Origin of the sequence: Mycobacterium sp., from assembly GCF_965229105.1 — a bacterium.
Lineage (GTDB): Bacteria > Actinomycetota > Actinomycetes > Mycobacteriales > Mycobacteriaceae > Mycobacterium.
On record NZ_OZ245858.1, the window covers coordinates 1797937 to 1815357 of the forward strand.

Annotated in this window: 17 protein-coding genes; 10 read left to right on the forward strand and 7 right to left on the reverse strand. The window is 65.3% G+C overall.

The features are described from left to right. Nucleotides 1-50: 50 nt before the first annotated feature. Nucleotides 51-512, forward strand: a complete 462-nt coding sequence (locus tag ADBZ9O_RS08730) for a nuclear transport factor 2 family protein (protein WP_526530287.1) — start codon at nucleotides 51-53, stop codon at nucleotides 510-512. Continuing rightward, nucleotides 509-1333: a Rossmann-fold NAD(P)-binding domain-containing protein gene (locus ADBZ9O_RS08735; RefSeq protein ID WP_526530289.1), complete on the forward strand. Its 825-nt coding sequence runs from the start codon at nucleotides 509-511 to the stop codon at nucleotides 1331-1333. The genes ADBZ9O_RS08730 and ADBZ9O_RS08735 overlap by 4 nt, the downstream gene beginning before the upstream one ends. On the opposite strand, the gene ADBZ9O_RS08740 is transcribed toward ADBZ9O_RS08735, so the two are convergent. Continuing rightward, nucleotides 1323-2417, reverse strand: coding sequence for a LacI family DNA-binding transcriptional regulator (locus ADBZ9O_RS08740; protein WP_526530291.1), 1095 nt, complete (start codon nucleotides 2415-2417; stop codon nucleotides 1323-1325). The genes ADBZ9O_RS08735 and ADBZ9O_RS08740 overlap by 11 nt on opposite strands. A gap of 136 nt (nucleotides 2418-2553) precedes the next feature. Between ADBZ9O_RS08740 and ADBZ9O_RS08745 the strand changes: the two genes are divergently transcribed. The 5 genes from ADBZ9O_RS08745 to ADBZ9O_RS08765 all read left to right on the forward strand — a co-directional run bounded on the left by ADBZ9O_RS08745 (nucleotide 2554) and on the right by ADBZ9O_RS08765 (nucleotide 8400). Beyond that, nucleotides 2554-4140 (forward strand): ABC transporter substrate-binding protein, encoded by a 1587-nt coding sequence (locus tag ADBZ9O_RS08745; protein WP_526530293.1) that lies wholly within the window; start codon nucleotides 2554-2556, stop codon nucleotides 4138-4140. Beyond that, the gene (locus tag ADBZ9O_RS08750) at nucleotides 4137-5702 is read left to right on the forward strand and encodes an alpha-amylase family glycosyl hydrolase (protein WP_526530295.1); all 1566 of its coding nucleotides are present in this window, start codon (nucleotides 4137-4139) and stop codon (nucleotides 5700-5702) included. Before ADBZ9O_RS08745 ends, ADBZ9O_RS08750 begins: the two co-directional genes overlap by 4 nt. 93 nt (nucleotides 5703-5795) lie before the next feature. Beyond that, on the forward strand, nucleotides 5796-6830 hold the full coding sequence (locus tag ADBZ9O_RS08755) for a zinc-binding dehydrogenase (RefSeq protein ID WP_526530297.1): 1035 nt from the start codon (nucleotides 5796-5798) through the stop codon (nucleotides 6828-6830). 14 nt (nucleotides 6831-6844) lie between these two features. After that, nucleotides 6845-7822 (forward strand): aldo/keto reductase, encoded by a 978-nt coding sequence (locus ADBZ9O_RS08760; RefSeq protein WP_526530299.1) that lies wholly within the window; start codon nucleotides 6845-6847, stop codon nucleotides 7820-7822. A gap of 2 nt (nucleotides 7823-7824) precedes the next feature. Further along, a complete protein-coding gene (locus ADBZ9O_RS08765) occupies nucleotides 7825-8400 on the forward strand; it encodes a DUF998 domain-containing protein (RefSeq protein WP_526530301.1) in 576 nt (191 codons plus the stop codon). On the opposite strand, the gene ADBZ9O_RS08770 is transcribed toward ADBZ9O_RS08765, so the two are convergent. Next, nucleotides 8390-9148 carry an ABC transporter permease gene (locus ADBZ9O_RS08770; RefSeq protein ID WP_526530303.1) on the reverse strand — a complete coding sequence of 253 codons (759 nt, stop codon included), beginning with the start codon at nucleotides 9146-9148 and terminating at the stop codon, nucleotides 8390-8392. The genes ADBZ9O_RS08765 and ADBZ9O_RS08770 overlap by 11 nt on opposite strands. 62 nt (nucleotides 9149-9210) lie before the next feature. On the opposite strand from ADBZ9O_RS08770, the gene pat reads away from it, so the two are divergent. Together pat and ADBZ9O_RS08780 are read left to right on the forward strand one after the other, a co-directional pair. Next, entirely contained in the window at nucleotides 9211-10215 is a 1005-nt protein-coding gene (gene pat, locus ADBZ9O_RS08775; RefSeq protein ID WP_526530305.1) for an acetyltransferase Pat, read from the forward strand. Between the two features lies 1 nt (nucleotide 10216). Next, nucleotides 10217-11038: a shikimate 5-dehydrogenase gene (locus ADBZ9O_RS08780; protein WP_526530307.1), complete on the forward strand. Its 822-nt coding sequence runs from the start codon at nucleotides 10217-10219 to the stop codon at nucleotides 11036-11038. Here the strand turns inward: ADBZ9O_RS08780 and ADBZ9O_RS08785 are convergent. From ADBZ9O_RS08785 to ADBZ9O_RS08800, 4 genes are all read right to left on the reverse strand, one after another. After that, nucleotides 11035-11748 (reverse strand): esterase, encoded by a 714-nt coding sequence (locus ADBZ9O_RS08785; protein ID WP_526530309.1) that lies wholly within the window; start codon nucleotides 11746-11748, stop codon nucleotides 11035-11037. The genes ADBZ9O_RS08780 and ADBZ9O_RS08785 overlap by 4 nt on opposite strands. A gap of 77 nt (nucleotides 11749-11825) precedes the next feature. Then, nucleotides 11826-12065 (reverse strand): hypothetical protein, encoded by a 240-nt coding sequence (locus ADBZ9O_RS08790; protein WP_526530311.1) that lies wholly within the window; start codon nucleotides 12063-12065, stop codon nucleotides 11826-11828. A 122-nt stretch (nucleotides 12066-12187) separates the two neighbouring features. Then, a complete protein-coding gene (locus tag ADBZ9O_RS08795; RefSeq protein ID WP_526530313.1) occupies nucleotides 12188-13102 on the reverse strand; it encodes a hypothetical protein in 915 nt (304 codons plus the stop codon). Further along, nucleotides 13102-13485 (reverse strand): hypothetical protein, encoded by a 384-nt coding sequence (locus tag ADBZ9O_RS08800; RefSeq protein WP_526530315.1) that lies wholly within the window; start codon nucleotides 13483-13485, stop codon nucleotides 13102-13104. The genes ADBZ9O_RS08795 and ADBZ9O_RS08800 overlap by 1 nt, the downstream gene beginning before the upstream one ends. 127 nt (nucleotides 13486-13612) lie before the next feature. Here ADBZ9O_RS08800 and ADBZ9O_RS08805 point away from each other — a divergent pair, with 127 nt between their 5' ends. Next, nucleotides 13613-16639, forward strand: a complete 3027-nt coding sequence (locus ADBZ9O_RS08805) for an ATP-binding protein (RefSeq protein WP_526530317.1) — start codon at nucleotides 13613-13615, stop codon at nucleotides 16637-16639. On the opposite strand, the gene lpqN is transcribed toward ADBZ9O_RS08805, so the two are convergent. Then, complete coding sequence (lpqN, locus tag ADBZ9O_RS08810) at nucleotides 16629-17339, reverse strand: envelope biogenesis lipoprotein LpqN (protein ID WP_526530319.1); 711 nt, start codon at nucleotides 17337-17339, stop codon at nucleotides 16629-16631. The genes ADBZ9O_RS08805 and lpqN overlap by 11 nt on opposite strands. Between the last annotated feature and the right edge of the window lie 82 nt (nucleotides 17340-17421).

The following is a 17421-nucleotide window of genomic DNA, read 5'->3' on the forward strand; positions in this document are numbered from 1 at the left end:
TCATGTACGGTCGAAGTCGGACGTTACCGTTCCGTCCAAGCGGAAGGCTGATGATGACCATTCACGATGTGGGCGATAAGCGCCGGGAGCACACCGACGCTGTCGTCGACCGCGCCCTGGAACTCCTCCTGGCGCACGATATGACCGGATTCGCTCATTTATGGACGCGCACGGGCACGATGGATTTCCCGTTCGCAGGACCAGGGCAACCCGCTCGCCTGGAGGGGCGGGCCGCGATCGTCGATTACCTGGCCGGCTATACCGACATGCTCGACGTCCGCGCAATCGCCTCCCAGACCAGGCATCACACCGTCGACCCAGAGACGGTCATCGTGGAATTCGAGGTCGAGGGCCTCGCCGTCGAATCCCAGTCGCCCTATGTCATGCGCTACATCGCGGTGATCGCGGTGGGCGCCGACGGCATCACGTCGTATCGCGACTATTGGAGCCCACTCGCCGCTGTCGCCGCGCTCGGTTCAACCGCGCCGATTGACCAAGTGCCGGGTCGATGAGCGCACCGATCCTGGTGACCGGGGCGACCGGGCACACCGGAACCATCGTGTGCCGACTGCTCACCGCCGCAGGTGCGACGGTCCGGGCGGCCTCCCGCCACCCAGGCCCCGGTGGTGTCCGATTCGACTGGACTGACTCCGGCACGCACGCCGACGCTCTTGCCGGCGTCGAGCGCATGTACCTCATCGCGCCTATCGGATCAGCCGATCCGGCGCCGATCGTTCGACCATTCCTCGAGCGTGGCCGCGCCGGCGACCTACGCCGGGTCGTCCTGCTCAGCTCATCGGCCACCGAGGCGGGCGACTCTGGACTCGGTGCACTGCACCGCCTCGTGTCCGACAGCGTTGCGGAATGGGCGGTGCTGCGGCCCTCCTGGTTCATGGAGAACTTCACCGGCAATCACCCGGTAGCGGTGGGCCTGCGCAGCGGCAATGTCAGCACCGCGACAGCAGATGGTCGGGTCGGCTTTGTCGATATTGCCGATATCGCTGACGTGGCAACGCATTTGCTACTGCAGGATGCCCCGCCTAATGGCGAGTACGTGGTCACCGGACCGGAAACCCTGAGCTACGACGATGTCTGCGGCATGTTCACGGAACTGACGGGGCGGCCTACCCGTCACATTCGCGTCAGCACGGCCGAGCAGGCACGCAACATTGCCGAATCGGGCGTACCCGCCGAGTTCGCGGCCATCCTCGCGAGCATGGAGGAAGCCATCAGTCGAGGTTCCGAGGACCGGGTAACCGACACGGTGCAGCGGATCACCGGGCATCAGGCACGGTCAGTGTTTAACTTCCTGGCGTCGCATCTCACTGCTTAGGTGGGGCGGTCGATGAACGCTCGATGAAATGCGTTGGCAGCAGGATGTTCTTGGGCGCCGACGAGGGATCCTCGGTCAACAACTGCGCTGCGACGCGGCCCTTCTCCAGGAACGACTGGTGGATCGTTGCCAGGCCTGCGTCGGCCGCTGCGGGTACATCGTCGAATCCGACGACAGACAGGTCCTCCGGCACCGCGATACCGCGCCGCCCACACGCGCGCAGCACCGCCATGGCGAGTTCGTCGTTGACCGCAAGCACGGCCGTCACATCGTGGGTATCCAGCAGGACATCGGCGGCGATGTCGAACAGCGGCACGGTCAGCCCGCCGGCTTCCAGGATCGGAACCGACGACCACGCGATACCCGCACCGGTCAGGGCGTCGCGGTAACCGCGGAGCCGTTCACGCGGCACCGCCTCGGCGGTCGCCTTCAGCCGCGCCGCGGTGACGAATCCGCGTTGCCCGTCGGGCACCAGCCGGTCGACAAGAATGGCGATCTTCTGATGGCCCAGCGATAGCAGATGCTCGGCCGCCTGCCGGGCCGCGGCTCGGTCGCGGATTCCCACGTAGTGCACACCCTTGTGCCGGGGGGAGTCGATGACGACGGTGGGCAGATGCCGGGCGATCGCGGTGACCACTGCGGGATGGTCATCGGGCATCGAATAGGCCAGGAAGCGATCGACCAGACTGCCCCTGACCACATCGGCATCACGCTCGCGTCGGGCGGCCACGTCTTCACCCGGTGTCGGCGGCGGAAACGGCAGCAGGGACAAGGTGAGATCGGCCCGCTCAGCGACCTGCGAAATGCCCTTCAGCAGAAGGACTGCCGAGGCATCGTCGAAGGCGAAGGACAGCGATTCGGTGAACATCGCGCCGATCGCGCCGATCACCCCAGTGCGGAGGGCACGCCCGGCCGGATCGGGCCCGTGATAACCGAGTTCGGCGGCGACCTCGAATATGCGGACGCGCTGGGCCTCGGAAAGCTTGCCCGGCCGACCACCGAAGGCATTCGACACCGTGGCAGGCGATACCCCCGCCGCCAGGGCCACATCCTTCATCGTCACCACCGCGAGAAGGTACCGCATCCGCGGTCGGCGAACCTGGCGGGGAAGCCCCGATGACCTCGATTTTTCCTGTCGAGTTGACAGCGGTGCGGACCGGCCCCAAGCTCAGGTAAATCGATTAACCAATCCGGCTCGTGTACCCAGGAGTGATCCGCTCATGCCGCTAATATCCGTCGGTCGCCCCAGGCGGACCGTCTGTCTCGCAGCAGCTCTGGCCGCTGCCCTCCTGCTTGCCGGGTGCGGTTCTGGCGGCTCGGATACGCCCAATGCCGCACCTGAGAGCACCACGCTGCAGCTGTCATTCCTGCAGGACCCCGGGCAGCCGCCGGATCCTGACGTGTTCTATGGCACGCAGGGGCTGCTGTTGACGACGAACGCCTACGAGGGCCTGCTGACGTTCGCCGCGGGCAAAGCCGACTCAGAACTCGCCCCGTCGTTGGCGACCAGCTGGACCGAGTCACCGGACCACAAGACCTTCACCTTCCAGCTGCGCGAGGGCGTCACGTTCCACGATGGGACCCCCTTCACCTCGGCGGCGATCAAAGCGTCCTTCGACCGTCGCGCCGCGGTCGACCAAGGCCCGGCCTACATGGTCTCCGATGTCGAGTCTGTTGAGCCGCAGGGTGATTACGCGGCGACCATCCGGCTCAAGGCGCCGAACTCGGCCTTCCTCTACGAGCTCGCGTCACCGTACGGGCCGAAGATGATGAGCCCGACCGCGCTGGCTGCCAACGCAGCCAACGATCACGGGCAGGCCTACCTGACGACTCACGATGTCGGAACCGGACCGTACACCCTCACCGAGGCGAAAGTCGGTGAGAAATATCAGCTCTCGTCATACCCCGATTACTGGGGTAAGAAGCCGTACTACACGGTGGTCGACATCCCGGTCATCACCGACAGCACCGCGCAGCAACTGCAACTCGATAACGGGTCGGTGGCCGCCATCCTGCATGATCTACCGTCGTCGGCGGTGCAGACCTACAAAAGGAACTCCAAGTTCTCCAGCTACACGTTGCCGACGGCGATGTCGGACTATATGTACGTCAATCCGCTGACGCCGGTGATGTCGAATGTGGCAGTGCGCCAGGCACTCCTGAAAGCTGTCGACATCGAGGCCTTGGCCGCGAATGCGTACTTCGGCAGGGGAACTGCCGCCAAACAGATCTACCCGGCCAATATCAACGACCCCAAATACGCCGTGCAGAACATTGCGCACGATCCGGCGGCGCTCACGGCGGCCGTCGAGGCGCTACCGGCCAACAACCGGGCGATCACCATCGGATACGACTCGTCATCGCCCGACAATCAGCAGGTGGCGGCGCTGCTGGGCACCCAACTGTCCCAAGCTGGACTGGTCGCGACCCAGACGGGCTACCCGGCCTCGCAGATGTTCGGCTGGATCGAGAACCGCGACGGTGCACCGGACATCCTGGTCAACCTCGGCTTCCCCGACGCCCCGCACCCCTACCTGTTCGAGCACATCAATTTCGATCCCGACGGCGGAGTGAACTTCTTCGGCTGTTCATCACCGGAGGCCACGGCGTTGATCGCCCAGGGTCTGGAAACCGGTTCACCCGATACCTTTTCGATCGCGGCCGAGAAAGCCCAGGAAACCGGGTGCTGGCTCAACCTCGTCGACGTCTCCGACTTCATGGTGGCCCAGCCATGGCTCAAGGGTGTCGAAGCGGCCCATAACGTCGCGGTGCCGACCAGTCTGTCGCTCAACGAGCTCTACCAGTGACCGCCCCGTGGTGGGTCGGCGGAACCATCTACCACGCCTATGTCCGATCCTTCAAGGATTCCAACGGTGACGGCTACGGCGATCTGCCGGGAGCGATCCAGGCGGTCGATTACCTGGTCGACCTCGGCGTCAGCGCGCTGTGGCTGTCCCCGATCATGCCGTCACCGGATCGGGACTGGGGCTACGACGTCGCCGACTACCGGGGGATCCACCCCGACCTCGGAACCTTGGTCGATTTCGACACGCTGATCTCGACCTACGCCGGGCACGGGATCAAGGTGGTAGTGGATCTGGTGCCCAATCACACCAGTGCGCACCATATCTGGTTCATCGAAGCGCGATCGTCACGTTCCTCGCCGTACCGTGACTATTACGTCTGGGCCGACGCGCGAGCCGACGGATCGCCGCCGAACAACTGGGTCGACGACACCGGCGAGCCGGCGTGGACCTGGGACGAGGGGACCTCGCAGTACTACATGCACAACTTCCTCGATGCCCAGCCGGACCTGAATTGGTGGAACCCGTTGGTACATGCCGAGTTCGGCCGGATCATCGAGTTCTGGTTGGACCGCGGTGTGGCCGGTTTCCGGATCGACGTCGCCAACGGGCTCTATCACGACCGCCTGCTGCGCGATAACCCCGAACACCCACGGGCCGTTATCGGGGATACCGAGATCCAGGGCCGGTACGGGATACAGCACGTCTACAACTTCAACCAGCCCGAAGTGCACGGGGTCTATCGGCAGTGGCGGGCCGCGGCGGAGCAGCGTGCCGAACCGCCGCTGCTGATGGGGGAGACGTGGGTGTCCCGGGTCGACGAGCTGGCCCCATATTACGGCGACGGTGACGAACTGCAGCTGGCGTTGAACTTCCCGTTCATCTTCGCGCCGTTCGAAGCACCGGCACTGGCCCGTGTTGTCGCCGACACCGTCGCGGCCACCCCGGCCGGTGCGGCCCTGGTGTGGGCAGCCTCCAACCATGATCTGTCCAGGGCAGCGACCCGGTGGGCGGCCGGTGATGACCGGCGCGCGCGACTGGCGCAGACCGTCGTCGCGCTGCTACCGGGCGCCTATGTCCTCTACTACGGTGACGAGCTGGGGATGGGCGATAGCGATATCCCGGCGTGGCACCACCGTGATCCACTGACCGCCGGTGGGTTGAACGGCCAGTGGCCACGGGATAATGCCAGGGCACCGATGCGTTGGGACGCAACGGAATCGGGTGGCTTCTCGCACGGATCGCCATGGTTGCCTGTGCACCCCGATACCGCGCAGAACGTCGCGGATCAGACCGCGGATCCGCGGTCGATGCTGGCGCTGGTGCGCACGCTGATCGCGGTGCGCCGGGCCCACCTGGCCGACCCGTCGGCCGGTTACCGCGAGGTCGCGGTCAATGAGTGCAGCTGGGCTTTCGACAGTGGTCCGCTGCGGGTGCACGCAAACTTCTCCGATCAGCCGGTCGCGGTGGCACCGATGGGTGCCGTCCTCGTTTCCAGTGCAGGCGTGCACGTTGAGGCGCCGACGGTGCTCGAACCCTGGGAGGCGATCGCCACCTGCCGGTAGTGCTGGGGGGATCTGTCAATACCCGGATCGCCAGTCACTCCCACAGTCGCATCTGTAAGGGTTGTATGGACCCTGCGACGAGAGGACCCCCCTATGCGTGCCACCGTGATGTACGGAGCTCATGACGTTCGGATCGAGAACGTTCCCGATGCAGCCCTGCGTGGGCCCACCGATGCGTTGGTCCGGATCACTTCGTCCTGTATCTGCGGTAGCGACCTGTGGCCCTACGCTTCGATGCCGGTCAGTGAGCGCGGGCGCCGGATGGGGCACGAGTTCATCGGCATCGTCGAGGACATCGGTTCCGATGTCGCAGGTCTCAAGAAGGGCGACCTCGTCGTCGCTCCGTTCCTGTGGGCCGATAACACCTGCGATTTCTGTCGGGAGGGCCTGCAGAGTTCGTGCCGGCACGGCGGAGGTTGGGGTTCGAAGAATGTCGACGGCGGCCAAGGAGAAGCGGTGCGGGTGCCGCAGGCCCAGGGCACGCTGGTGAAGCTGCCGGTGGCGCCGGACTCGGCATTGATGGCGTCCCTGCTGACACTGTCCGATGTGTTCTGCACCGGCCACCACTGTGCTGTCACCGCCGGTGTCGGGCCCAGCACCACCGTGACTGTCATCGGTGACGGCGCCGTCGGGTTGTCCGCGGTACTGGCCGCCAAACGCCTTGGTGCCGAGCAGATCCTGCTGATGGGCCGACACAAGGACCGCACCGACCTCGGTGTCGAATTCGGTGCCACCGAAGTGATTGCCGAACGTGGTGACGAAGGTATCGAACGGGTCCGCGAACTGACGGGTGGTGACGGCACCCATACCGTGCTGGAGTGCGTCGGCACCACGCCGTCACTACAGACGGCGTTCGGCGTGGCACGGGCCGGCGGTGTGGTCAGTCGGGTCGGTGTCCCGCAGGACAACGAAGTACCGTTCGGGGTAAGAGAATTCATGCGCAACATCACCCTCACCGGTGGCGTTGCACCCGCGCGGGCCTATATCGACGAGCTCATGCCCGACATTCTCGACGGTGTCATCGAACCCGGCAAGGTCTTCGACCGCACGATCGGAATCGACGAGGTGCCGCAGGGTTACCAGGCGATGGCCGACCGCACCGCACTCAAAGTCATGATCCGACCCTGAGAGGGAAAAAATCAATGCGCACAACAACATTGGGCGATAATGGCCCCAGCGTCGGCGTCATCGGCCTCGGTTGCATGGGTATGACGCACGCCTACGATATCGGCGGGACGCGCGATGAGGCGACCTCGATTGCGGTGATCCACCAGGCGATCGAGCTGGGTGTGACGCTGATCGATACCGCTGATGTCTATGGGCCCTTCACCAACGAAGAGCTGGTCGGCCGGGCGCTGGCAGGTGGGTATCGCGAACAGGTCGTGCTCGCCACGAAATGCGGTCTGACGACTGTGGATCAGAGCAACGGTCCCGGTGGTACGCCGAAGATCGCCCCCAACGGACGACCCGAGCACGTGCGGGCGGCAATCGACGACAGTCTGCGACGGCTGCAGACCGATCACGTGGACCTCTATCAGCTGCACCGGGTCGACCCGGAGGTCCCGCTGGCCGAAACCTGGGGTGCGATGGCGGAAACGGTGACCGCGGGTAAGGCCCGGTTCATCGGGTTATCCGAGGTCACCGTCAAGCAGATCGCGGTGGCGCAGTCGGTACACCCTGTGACCTCGGTGCAGTCCGAGCTGTCGTTGTGGACGCGCGACGTGCTGGCGGAGGTGCTGCCGTATTGCAGTGCCAACGGCATCGGCTTCCTACCGTTCTCCCCGCTGGGCCGCGGCTTCCTCACCGGCACGTTCGCCTCGGTGGACGACCTGCCCGAGCGGGATTTCCGGCGAGGGCTGCCGCGCTTCCAGCGGGATGCGCTTGAGGCCAATGTGGCCATCGTCGAACAGGTCCGCGCCATCGCCGAGCGCCTCGGCGCGACACCGGCCCAGGTTGCGCTCGCGTGGGTGGTCGCCCAGGGCGATCAGGTGGTCCCGATTCCCGGCACCAAGACGCCGAAGTACCTCGTCGATAACGCGGGCGCTGCCGACGTGGTGTTGACGGCGCAGGACATCGACGAACTCGATGCGCTGCCTGCCGCGCAGGGTGGTCGCTACTAGAGGTGAATGCTGCGCGTACGGCGGCAGTGATCTGGCTGCTCGGTGCAGGTGTGTACGTCGTCTGCGAAGCGGTTGCGGCGGGCCGCCATCCGGGCTACCGATACCTGAGCAACTACATCAGCGATCTCGGCACCTCGGCAGTGATGAACGTCGGCGGCTTCATGGTGCACGGCGTGCTGTTCCTGGCCGGCGCGGTCGTGCTGATCCGCGCGTGCCCGGCGCCGGGAGCCATCGGCTGGGCATTCATGCTGGCGGCCGCGGCCAACGCCGTCGGCAACATCCTCGTCGGCGCCTTCCCCAGCGGGCCGGACGGCGCGGTTCCGCTGCACATCATCGGTGCGGGGCTGGCGATCATCGGCGGCAACGTCGCCGTCATCCTTGCTGGTGTCGGCGGCGCGCAAATCGGGTTGTCGCCGGCCTACTCTCACACCAGCGTGGCGCTGGGGATATTCGGGATCGGCTGCCTTCTGGCACTGACCGTGTTCCCGGTCGGGGTGGTCGAACGCGGGGCTGTCTACTCGATCATCGCCTGGGAGATCATCACCGGTGTCGCCCTGCTCCGCGGGCTCAGTCGATGACCTGTGCGGTCCGCGTCATCCGACCGCGCGCCACCAGCTCGCCGACCACAGCGACCCCGCATGTCTGGGAGAGCAGCAACGCGATCAGCACCAGGACCTGAACCGCGCCGGCCTGTGCTGCCGAGCCTGTCGCGAGCAGGACCCCGACGAAAGCTCCTGGCAGCGTGACCAGTCCGGCGGTGCGGGCCTGATCGAGATTCGGCAGCAGCGAATCGCGGATGGGACGTTCGATCACCTCCATCCGCGAATCCCGTTCGGACAGGCCCAGACTCAGGGCTGCCTCGACCTCGCCGTGGCGCTGATTCAGTGTGTCCAGCGCCCGTCGGGCGGCGACCGCGGAGGCCGTCATGGTGCCGCCGAGCACGATGCCGAACACCGGGACGATGGCCGAACCGACCAACGGCACGACCCCGGACGACAACAGCAGCGGCAGAACAGCGACCATCCCCGCTCCGAGGGCGGCCATCAGCCACAGTGAACCGGTATCTGCCTGGCTGCGTCGCGCAGCTGTCAGCGTCGCGACCGTGAACATCACGGCGAGGACCAGGACTGAGGACCAGAGGTGGGTCATCGCGGCGGCCAGCACTGAGGCGACCGCAGCCAGCTGGAGCGCGGCGCGCGCCCCCGCCCGCGGCACGACCCACGGCGAGCTGCGCAGAAACAGCCGGCTGATCACGCCCGCGGCGATCGCCATCACCACGCAGACCACGATCAGGCCAAGGCCCAGCATCGGTTCGGAATTGCTCACCCGATCAGTGTGGACGCACGTAGGCTCGGTGCAATCGAAGGAATAGCTGGGATGTCCGGGATATGTCAGAACTGACTGAACTTCGGGCGGATGACCTCGCCACCATGGAGGTCTTCGCCGGTTGCCGCGTGAAAGATCTGATCCCGCTCGCCGAGCGGATGCAGCCGTTGCGGTCGGCGCCTGGGCAGGCACTGATGCGTCAGGGTGAGCGGGCGGTTTCCTTTCTGCTGATCTCGTCGGGCCGCGCGGAAGTCCGACACGTCGGCGATGACGGCGTGGTGATGGTCGACGAGGTATCCGCGGGCCGGATCGTCGGCGAGATGGCATTGCTGCGCGATCAACCGCGGACCGCAACGGTCACCACGATCGAGGCGCTGACCGGCTGGATCGGCGATACCGAGGCCTTTGCGTGCATGGCCGACATCCCCGGTGTCAAGGACCGCCTGGTGCGCACGGCGCGCCAGCGGCTGGCGGCCTTCATCACCCCGATGCCGGTCCGTCTGCGCGACGGCACCGAACTGCTGCTGCGTCCAGTGCTGCCGGGGGACAGTGCCAGGGCCACCAACGGGACGGTGGAATTCTCCAGTGAGACGCTCTATCGGCGGTTCATGACGGCCCGCGAGCCCACAAAATCGTTGATGGACTATCTGTTCGAAGTCGATTACGTCGACCACTTCGTCTGGGTGATGATCGACCCGGCTGTGGCGGAAGACAATATCGTCGCCGATGCGCGATTCGTCCGCGAGGAGGTCGACCCGACGCATGCCGAGATCGCCTTCATCGTCGGCGACGCTTACCAGGGCAAGGGCGTCGGATCGTTCCTGATGAAGGCGCTGGCCGTCGCGGCCTGGGTTGACGGTGTCGAGAAGTTCTCGGCCCGCGTACTTTCGGACAACTTGGCGATGCGTTCTATCCTCGACGGGTTCGGCGCCTATTGGGTACGAGAGGATCTGGGGATTGTGACCACAGTGATCGATGTGCCGGACCGGCGCGATGTTCATCTACCCCGGCAGTTGATCGAAGAGATCCGCGGGGTCGCCCGCCAGGTGATCGAGGCGGTCGGCTGAGATGGGCAGGCCCGCGCTGAACAAGGACACCACGTTGTGCATCTCGTTGGCCGCGCGGCCGAGCAATATCGGCACGCGGTTCCACAATTACCTCTACGACCGCCTCGGCATCGACTTCATCTACAAAGCGTTCACCACCACCGATATCGCCGGGGCGATCGGTGGTGTGCGGGCCCTCGGTATCCGTGGCTGCTCGGTGTCGATGCCCTTCAAGGAAGATGTCATCGCGCTGGTCGACCATGTGCAGGACTCGGCGCGCGCTATCCACTCGGTCAACACCATCGTCAACGACTCCGGTGTGCTGACCGCCTCCAATACCGACTACATCGCCGTCGAGCGGCTGATCGCCGAACACGGCCTGCGCTGCGATCAGTCGGTGCTGATCCACGGCAGCGGTGGGATGGCCAAAGCGGTGGGATCAGCCTTCCGGGACAACGGTTTTCACGACGGTATCGTGGTCGCCCGCAACGAGTCGGCCGGACCGGAACTGGCGGAGAAGCTGGGCTATCACTGGCGCTCACATATCGGTGGCGCGGCAGCGTCGATCATCGTCAACGTGACACCGGTCGGGATGGCCGGGGGAGCCGAAGAGCGCGACAATCCCTTTACCGCAGAGGCCATCGCGGCGGCCGACACGGTGTTCGACGTGGTGGCGTTGCCCTCGGAGACGCCACTGATCACCGCGGCCAGGGCCGCGGGTAAAAAGGTGATCACCGGCGCCGAAGTCATTGCGCTGCAGGCGGCCGAGCAGTTCGAGCGGTACACCGGTGTGCGGCCGACGCCAGAGCAGGTGGCTGAGGCGTCGGCCGCATCGCGGGCCTAGAGACCGGGGTTGAGCATGGCGGCAACGGCGGTGCGCGGTACCGAGACCTGGATGTCACCGAAGGCCGGATGCAACTGGTTCTTGTCGAAGAAGAAGATCACGGCATCGTTGGTGATAGCGAAGGACCGGTAGTTGGCCGGGTCGAGTCCGATAGTGGGATCGACGGTGATCGGCTGTCCCGCTTCACGTGTCATCGCATCCTCCACGATGGGCAGGATCGCGCCCAACGGTTGGCTGCCGGGCCGGAAGAGCGTGTCGAAGGTGATCGGCGCCTTGGTCGCAGTGTCGTAGACGAAGCTCTTGTAGTAGGTGTTCGGGTAGGGGCCGCCCTCGTTCTGGTACACCTTGACCACAGTGGTCTGCGTGCCCGCCCCGGGTGTCCCTGACGTGTACGCGGTCGTGGTGACGTCCAGTTCCTGCATCGGCTTGGGGTCGTCCAGGCCGCCGGGGGAGGTATTGGCGTTGAAGTCGTTCTGGATTCCGGTCAGGTAGTCGACGATGGCCTGCTCTTGCGGGTCATTCGCGGGAAACACCATGTCGATGTTGACCGACGGTGCCGACGCCGAGACCCAGCAGTCGCCCTTGTCGTTGTGGTAGCTGCACAGGCCTGCGGGGTCGTTCAGCGGTGCGGCGATGGCCGGTCCCGCCAGTCCGAGGCCGGCCGCGCTGAGGGCGGCGACCGCAATCGCGGTACGGATGATGGTTTTCATGATGATGTCCTCTCGGGTGGGGCGGGTCTGTGGTGCGCTCGGGTCAGCACACCACAGACCCGCGTCTTTGGGGTGGGTCAGCGACTCTGAACCACGGTGGTGTCGACCTGCGGAACCATTACCTCGGCGGTCTGGATCCATGAGCTCCAGGGCACGTAGGTGGTCGCCGGGTCGGCGTAGGTGTCGGGGGTGGCGACCGCGCCGCCACGGTCGTCGAAGGTGATGCTGGCACTGGCCGTGCTGGCCAGTCCGAGTGCGCCACCGAGGATTCCGGCGGTCAGCAGGGGCAGTGCGATGATGCGGGCGATGCGAGACATTGCGTTGTCCTTTTCTCTTCGGTGTGGCTCCGGTCGGGGCCGTTGAGAAAAGATTGCGCGTTAGGTCTCCAAGGATCCTTGGCGGATTCTTGGGAGTCGATACTTGCTGTTTAGACCGTTGCTCAGACGGTGTTGACCACGATGATGGGTTTCACGGCGCGTTCGGTCAGATGGCCGGTGAAACCGGCGTAGAACATCCGTGCCTGCACATACCAGTCCATCGACGAATGCACGGCGGCGGCGGTGGGCGGCGCGTCGGCCGGTAACGGAATCTCGAAGGCCACGGTGATGGGCACGCCGGCCCGTAACGGAATCCGCTTGTCCAACTGCACGATCGGGCCATCCAGCGAACCGCCCTCGGAGGGATTGCGGGTCAACGGGTGCGATGCCCGGCGCCGCTGCCAGCTCATCGCGAGGTCGCCGTCGGGCAGATCGATGGTCGGGGTGAGCACGGTGTGCCCACGGATGGGCGCACCTGCGACGAAGATGCGGGTCGGCAGCACGATATCGATCACGGTTTCCGCGGCACCGCTGAGCACTTCGACCGGTTCGTCCAGATGATCGAAATCAGGCACATCCGATTGCCCGATCTTGACGGTGAACTCGCTGTGCTCGTCGATATCACGTCCGGCCCGTTCGACGACCAGCCGGCACGACCAGGCGGCGATGAGCTTCGAGGAGCCGGGCGCCCACGACGGCACCCGGAACGACGACGTCCCACCGGTGAATTCACCGGTGGCAATGGGTAATTCGACCCTGGTGACGGCCACCCACTCATCGGTGTCACGGTCGCCGCCGTAGTTGGTCCCGACATCGCCGATGGTCGACAGGGAGTCGTTGCCCTGGGCCGCCATGGAGTCGGACCGACCGGCCCAGTGGTAGCGGAAGAAGTTCGTGTAACCCCACTCCAGGCGCGCCGCGGTGACATTGTGCACGGGCGCGGTGGTCGACACCGTCGCGGTGACCGTCTGTCGTGGGGTCACCACCGCAGGCGTCACCGTCACCTCGACGTCGGGGGAGCGCGTGAACAGGCCCACTACTTTTTTCGCTGGCTCTCGGCGTACTCCTCGGGGTGATGCTTCTTCTGATAGTTGCGCATGGGCCAGAACAGTACCCACAGCACCGGGTACACCGTGATGTAGAACAAGCCATAGACGACCATCGAGAACAGCACGCCAGCCACCCAGCCGGGATAGATCAGGATCAGACAGAACTGCAGGAACTGCTTGATCACCACCGGATAGCCCTCGGCCATCGACCAGACGAGCTTCGGGCTCATCGAGTGCAGAAACCGCTTCCACGCCGTTGGCGCCGCCTCGGCTTCGGCCTGCGCTGCGCTGATATCGCGACCGAGTTCTTCGCGGGTCCGTCCGCGCTGAGGTGCCTGCGGTTCGTCCGGAACGCGGTCACCGGTCGTCATTTGCTGCGCCTCTTCACCAGGTGGATTCATCGGGCATTGACATGTTTGCCGTGCGACAGTAACCAGAGCATGTTGGATTCTGATTGGAATATCGGCGAATCGGCGTTCGTGCCCGACATGGAGGGTGATGGATTATCTGCTGCTGGGGCCCATGGTGGTCTCGCGCGACGGTGCGCCGCTACCGATCGGGGGCCTGCGCCAGCGTTCCGTGTTGGCCGCACTGCTGCTCGATGCCGACCGTAGTGTCGAGATCGACCAGCTGATCGACTACGTCTGGCATGACGCCCCGCCGCCGAAACCTGTCGCGTCGCTGCGGGCTTATATCGCCAACCTGCGCCGGATCCTGGGCGATGAGGTCCGCCTGGTCACCGAGGCCAAGGGTTACCGGCTGTATCTGGGGGCGCACCGCCTGGACATCAGGGAATTCGAATCGCTGATCGTCGACGGCCGTCGGCTTCTCGACAACGGTGACGCCACCGGGGCAGCTCGGGTTCTGGCGCGGGCGCTCACCTTGTGGCGGGGGGCGCCGCTGGCCGACTTCCGGGATCAACCGTTCACCGATCACGAAGTACACCGGCTGGAGGCGCTTCGGGCCGATGCCGTCGAGACGCGTTTCGAAGCCGAGCTGCGGTTGGGCCATAACGTCGAACTGATCTCCGCCCTTGAGGCTGAGGTAGCGACCAACCCCATGCGCGAACGACTCTGGGGTCAGTTGATGCTGGCGTTGTATCGGGCCGGCCGCCGCACCGACGCCCTGCATGCGTACGCCAGAGTGGAGGCAGTGCTCGACGAGGAACTCGGCGTGCGCCCCGGATTGGCGCTGGAGCGGTTGGCCAACGAGATCCGCACCGAATCGACCGATCTGGATTGGCGGCCGCACCAATCCACTGTCGTGCGGTTATCCCCGAAGGCGCGCCGCCGTGACGGGCTTTTCGGTCGGTCCAGGGAGCTGCAGCGGTTACGCACGGCGCTGGTCGCCGCCTCGGATGGCCGTGGCGCCGTTGCTGTGCTGACCGGCGACCGGGGCGTCGGCAAGACCGCACTGGCCACCGAAGTGGCCAACCTTGCCGATGAACTGGGGATGGCGACGGTATGGGCCGGCCATTCCGGGGAAACGCGACGACCACCCTCGTGGGCCTGGACGCACGCATTGCGCGGACTGGCCGGACAGGTCGGCCACCAGGTCAAGGATCTGGGGTTGACCACGGTTCCGCCACCCGATGAGGCAACTGCGAGTTTCGAGAAGTCGGCCTTCGAGATTGCCCAGGCCACCGCGACGGCAGTGACTGAACTGTCAATGAAATGGCCTGCGGTCATCGTGCTCGACGACCTGCATCGCGCTGATCGGCTGACCCGAGATGTGTTGGAACTGCTGGCCGCATCCGTGCATCGCACACCACTGCTGATACTGGCGACCTGGCAGGACGGCGGGGCAGATCGACCGGTCCGGGCCCGCGCCTTCGACCGGTTGCTGAGCCGTTCGGACGTCTCCACGATCACGCTGCGCGGGATTGACGACGAGGCGACTGCGGCGCTGATCGAGGATCTCTGCGGTGCGGTGCCGCGACCGGAGTTTGTCGCCGCCGTACGATCGCGGACCGGTGGAAACCCCTTCTACATCAGGGAATTGACGCGTCTGCTGCACGATGACGGGCGCCTGGATGACACCACCTGCGAGATCGACGGCGATGACGTGCCTGATGCGGTATCGGGGATCATCCGGCGGCGGATGGCCGATCTGCCCAGGGCCACCAGAACCGTGTTGACAGCGGCGGCGGTGCTCGGGATCGAATTCGGCACGTCCCGATTGGCGGCGGCCCTGCACACCACTGTGGTGGCCGTCGCGATTCAACTCGAGGCGGCGCTGGTGGCCGGATTGATCGGCGAGACAGCGGATCATCCCGGCCGCTACCGTTTCAGCCACGGGCTGGTCCGCGATGCCATCGCCGCGCAACTGACCAGCGTCGCGCGCGCGAAGATGCATGCCGATTTTGCCACGGTCTATGCCGAAGACGCCGCCGCGACCACCGCTCAGGACGCCGTCGATGGCGCAGAGCACGCCTGGCGCGCCGGTGCTGAGCTGGATGCGGGTATCTCGCTGCTCCTGGTCGAGCGGGCCCGCAACGATGCCTGGGGCCGCTCGGCGTATTCGGATATCGCCGAGCTCGATCGGCGTGCCCTCGATATCTGTACCCGGCTGCCCGCCGGGGCGGAACGCGTCGACCGTGAGTCCGATCTGCGGCTGCAATTGGCCTCGGTCGAGGCCGTGGTCAATGGGCAGAGTTCGGTCAAGGTGCTCGACGATCTACGTCGCTCGTCCGAAATTGATGCTGATGCAGATCAATTCACGACGGTGGTGGCGATGGGCTGCCTTGAGGCGTGTGGTTCGGGTCGGTACCACGAGGCGACGATCCTCTCGGACGGACTGATCGCGTTCTATGCCAAGACCGGCGATGCGCTGTCCGGGTCCGCCGGGTATTACATCAGGGCGCTGAGCGAGTTCATGCGTGGGCGGTTGGACTCGAGTCTGAAATCACTTGCCGCACTTCATGATGAGGTGCCTGCAGTGGACTGGGAGAAGTACGGGGCGCTGGCGTCGTTCACGGTGATTTCCCACGGCGTGGCCGGCCATGTGCATGCCTTGCTGGGTGATCTGGACAGTGCCGCAGCGTCGATCTCAGCGGGGATCACCCTTGGTGTGGGCCGGCGGGACGCTTTCGGTGTCGCGGTGGTCCGCACCGCCGATATCCAACGCTGCGCGATGCTGGGGGAGTCCGCCGGCCTGGCGCAGCGTGCCGATGAGGTGCTCGAGGAGTTGTCCGGGCTCGGTATCGACCAGTTCGTGCCGGGCGCCCGCATCATCGGGGCCTGGGCCCGCGGAGTGGGTCCCGGCGGGATAGACACCACCGACGAGATGCGGGCCGCGATGGCCGTGCATTCCCAGGGCGGCAGGCGGATATTCTCGCCGCTCTACTATGCGTTGCTCTCCGATATCGAAGCTGCACACCGTGATTCGGGCGCAGCGCGGGCGTCCTTGCGTCAGGCCGAACACATCGCGAGAGCCACCGGGGAAAAGGTCTGGGATACGCAACTGTCGGCGCGCAAACTCAGATTGCGCGCCGACAGTATGCGGTCAGATTCGGTCAGGGCGTGATCTTTGTCTTATCGTCGATGATGTTTGTCGCATCGCCCATGATGCCGGCTTCCGATTCATCGGCAAAGGCGTTGAGCTGCAACACATATACGGCGCCGTCAACGGGAATCACCACAGTTTTCTGGGCGACCATACCGGTTTTGCCGCCATCGGTGTAGGTGCCACCGAGTTGAACCGCATCGAAACCGCTGAGCTTGTCCCGCTCGCCCTCGCCGCCGTTGTAGCCGGGCAGGTTCTTGAGCTCACCTGGGGCCAGCGTCAGGATTTCCTCGGGGTCGACATCGCCGGTCAGTTTGGACAGGATCGCCAGAATCCGCGGTGGGTTGTCCGGCACAGCGCTCTTGGGATAGACGATCGCACCGTAGGGGGCCGACGGCAGACCCTCCTTGGGTTCCCAACCGTCGGGCAACGGTAGGTCGATCGTCGGGCCGGGATCGCCGCGCTTCACATCCACCGCGGTGATCTTGTTCTCTTTGATGTAGTCGACGATCGTCTTGTTGGGGCCGGATGCCTCCGCCGAGGTGGTGGGTTCTTCCTCGGACGTCGTGGTCTCCTCGGCTGACGACGGTGCCTTCGACGAAGACGTCGTCGAGCTGGAACTGGAGGTGGTCGTCTTCTCATCGGAGCCACAGCCCACGAGCGCCAGGCTCAGCGCGAGGACGGTGACTCCCGCACCGGTAGCTGCTGTCAGTTTGTTCATCGGCGGTGTCTCCTTAGAGGGCGTGTTTTATCGCGCAGTCACAGCCGGCAAACTGCCGACGGAAGCCAAACGCAGGCGGAGC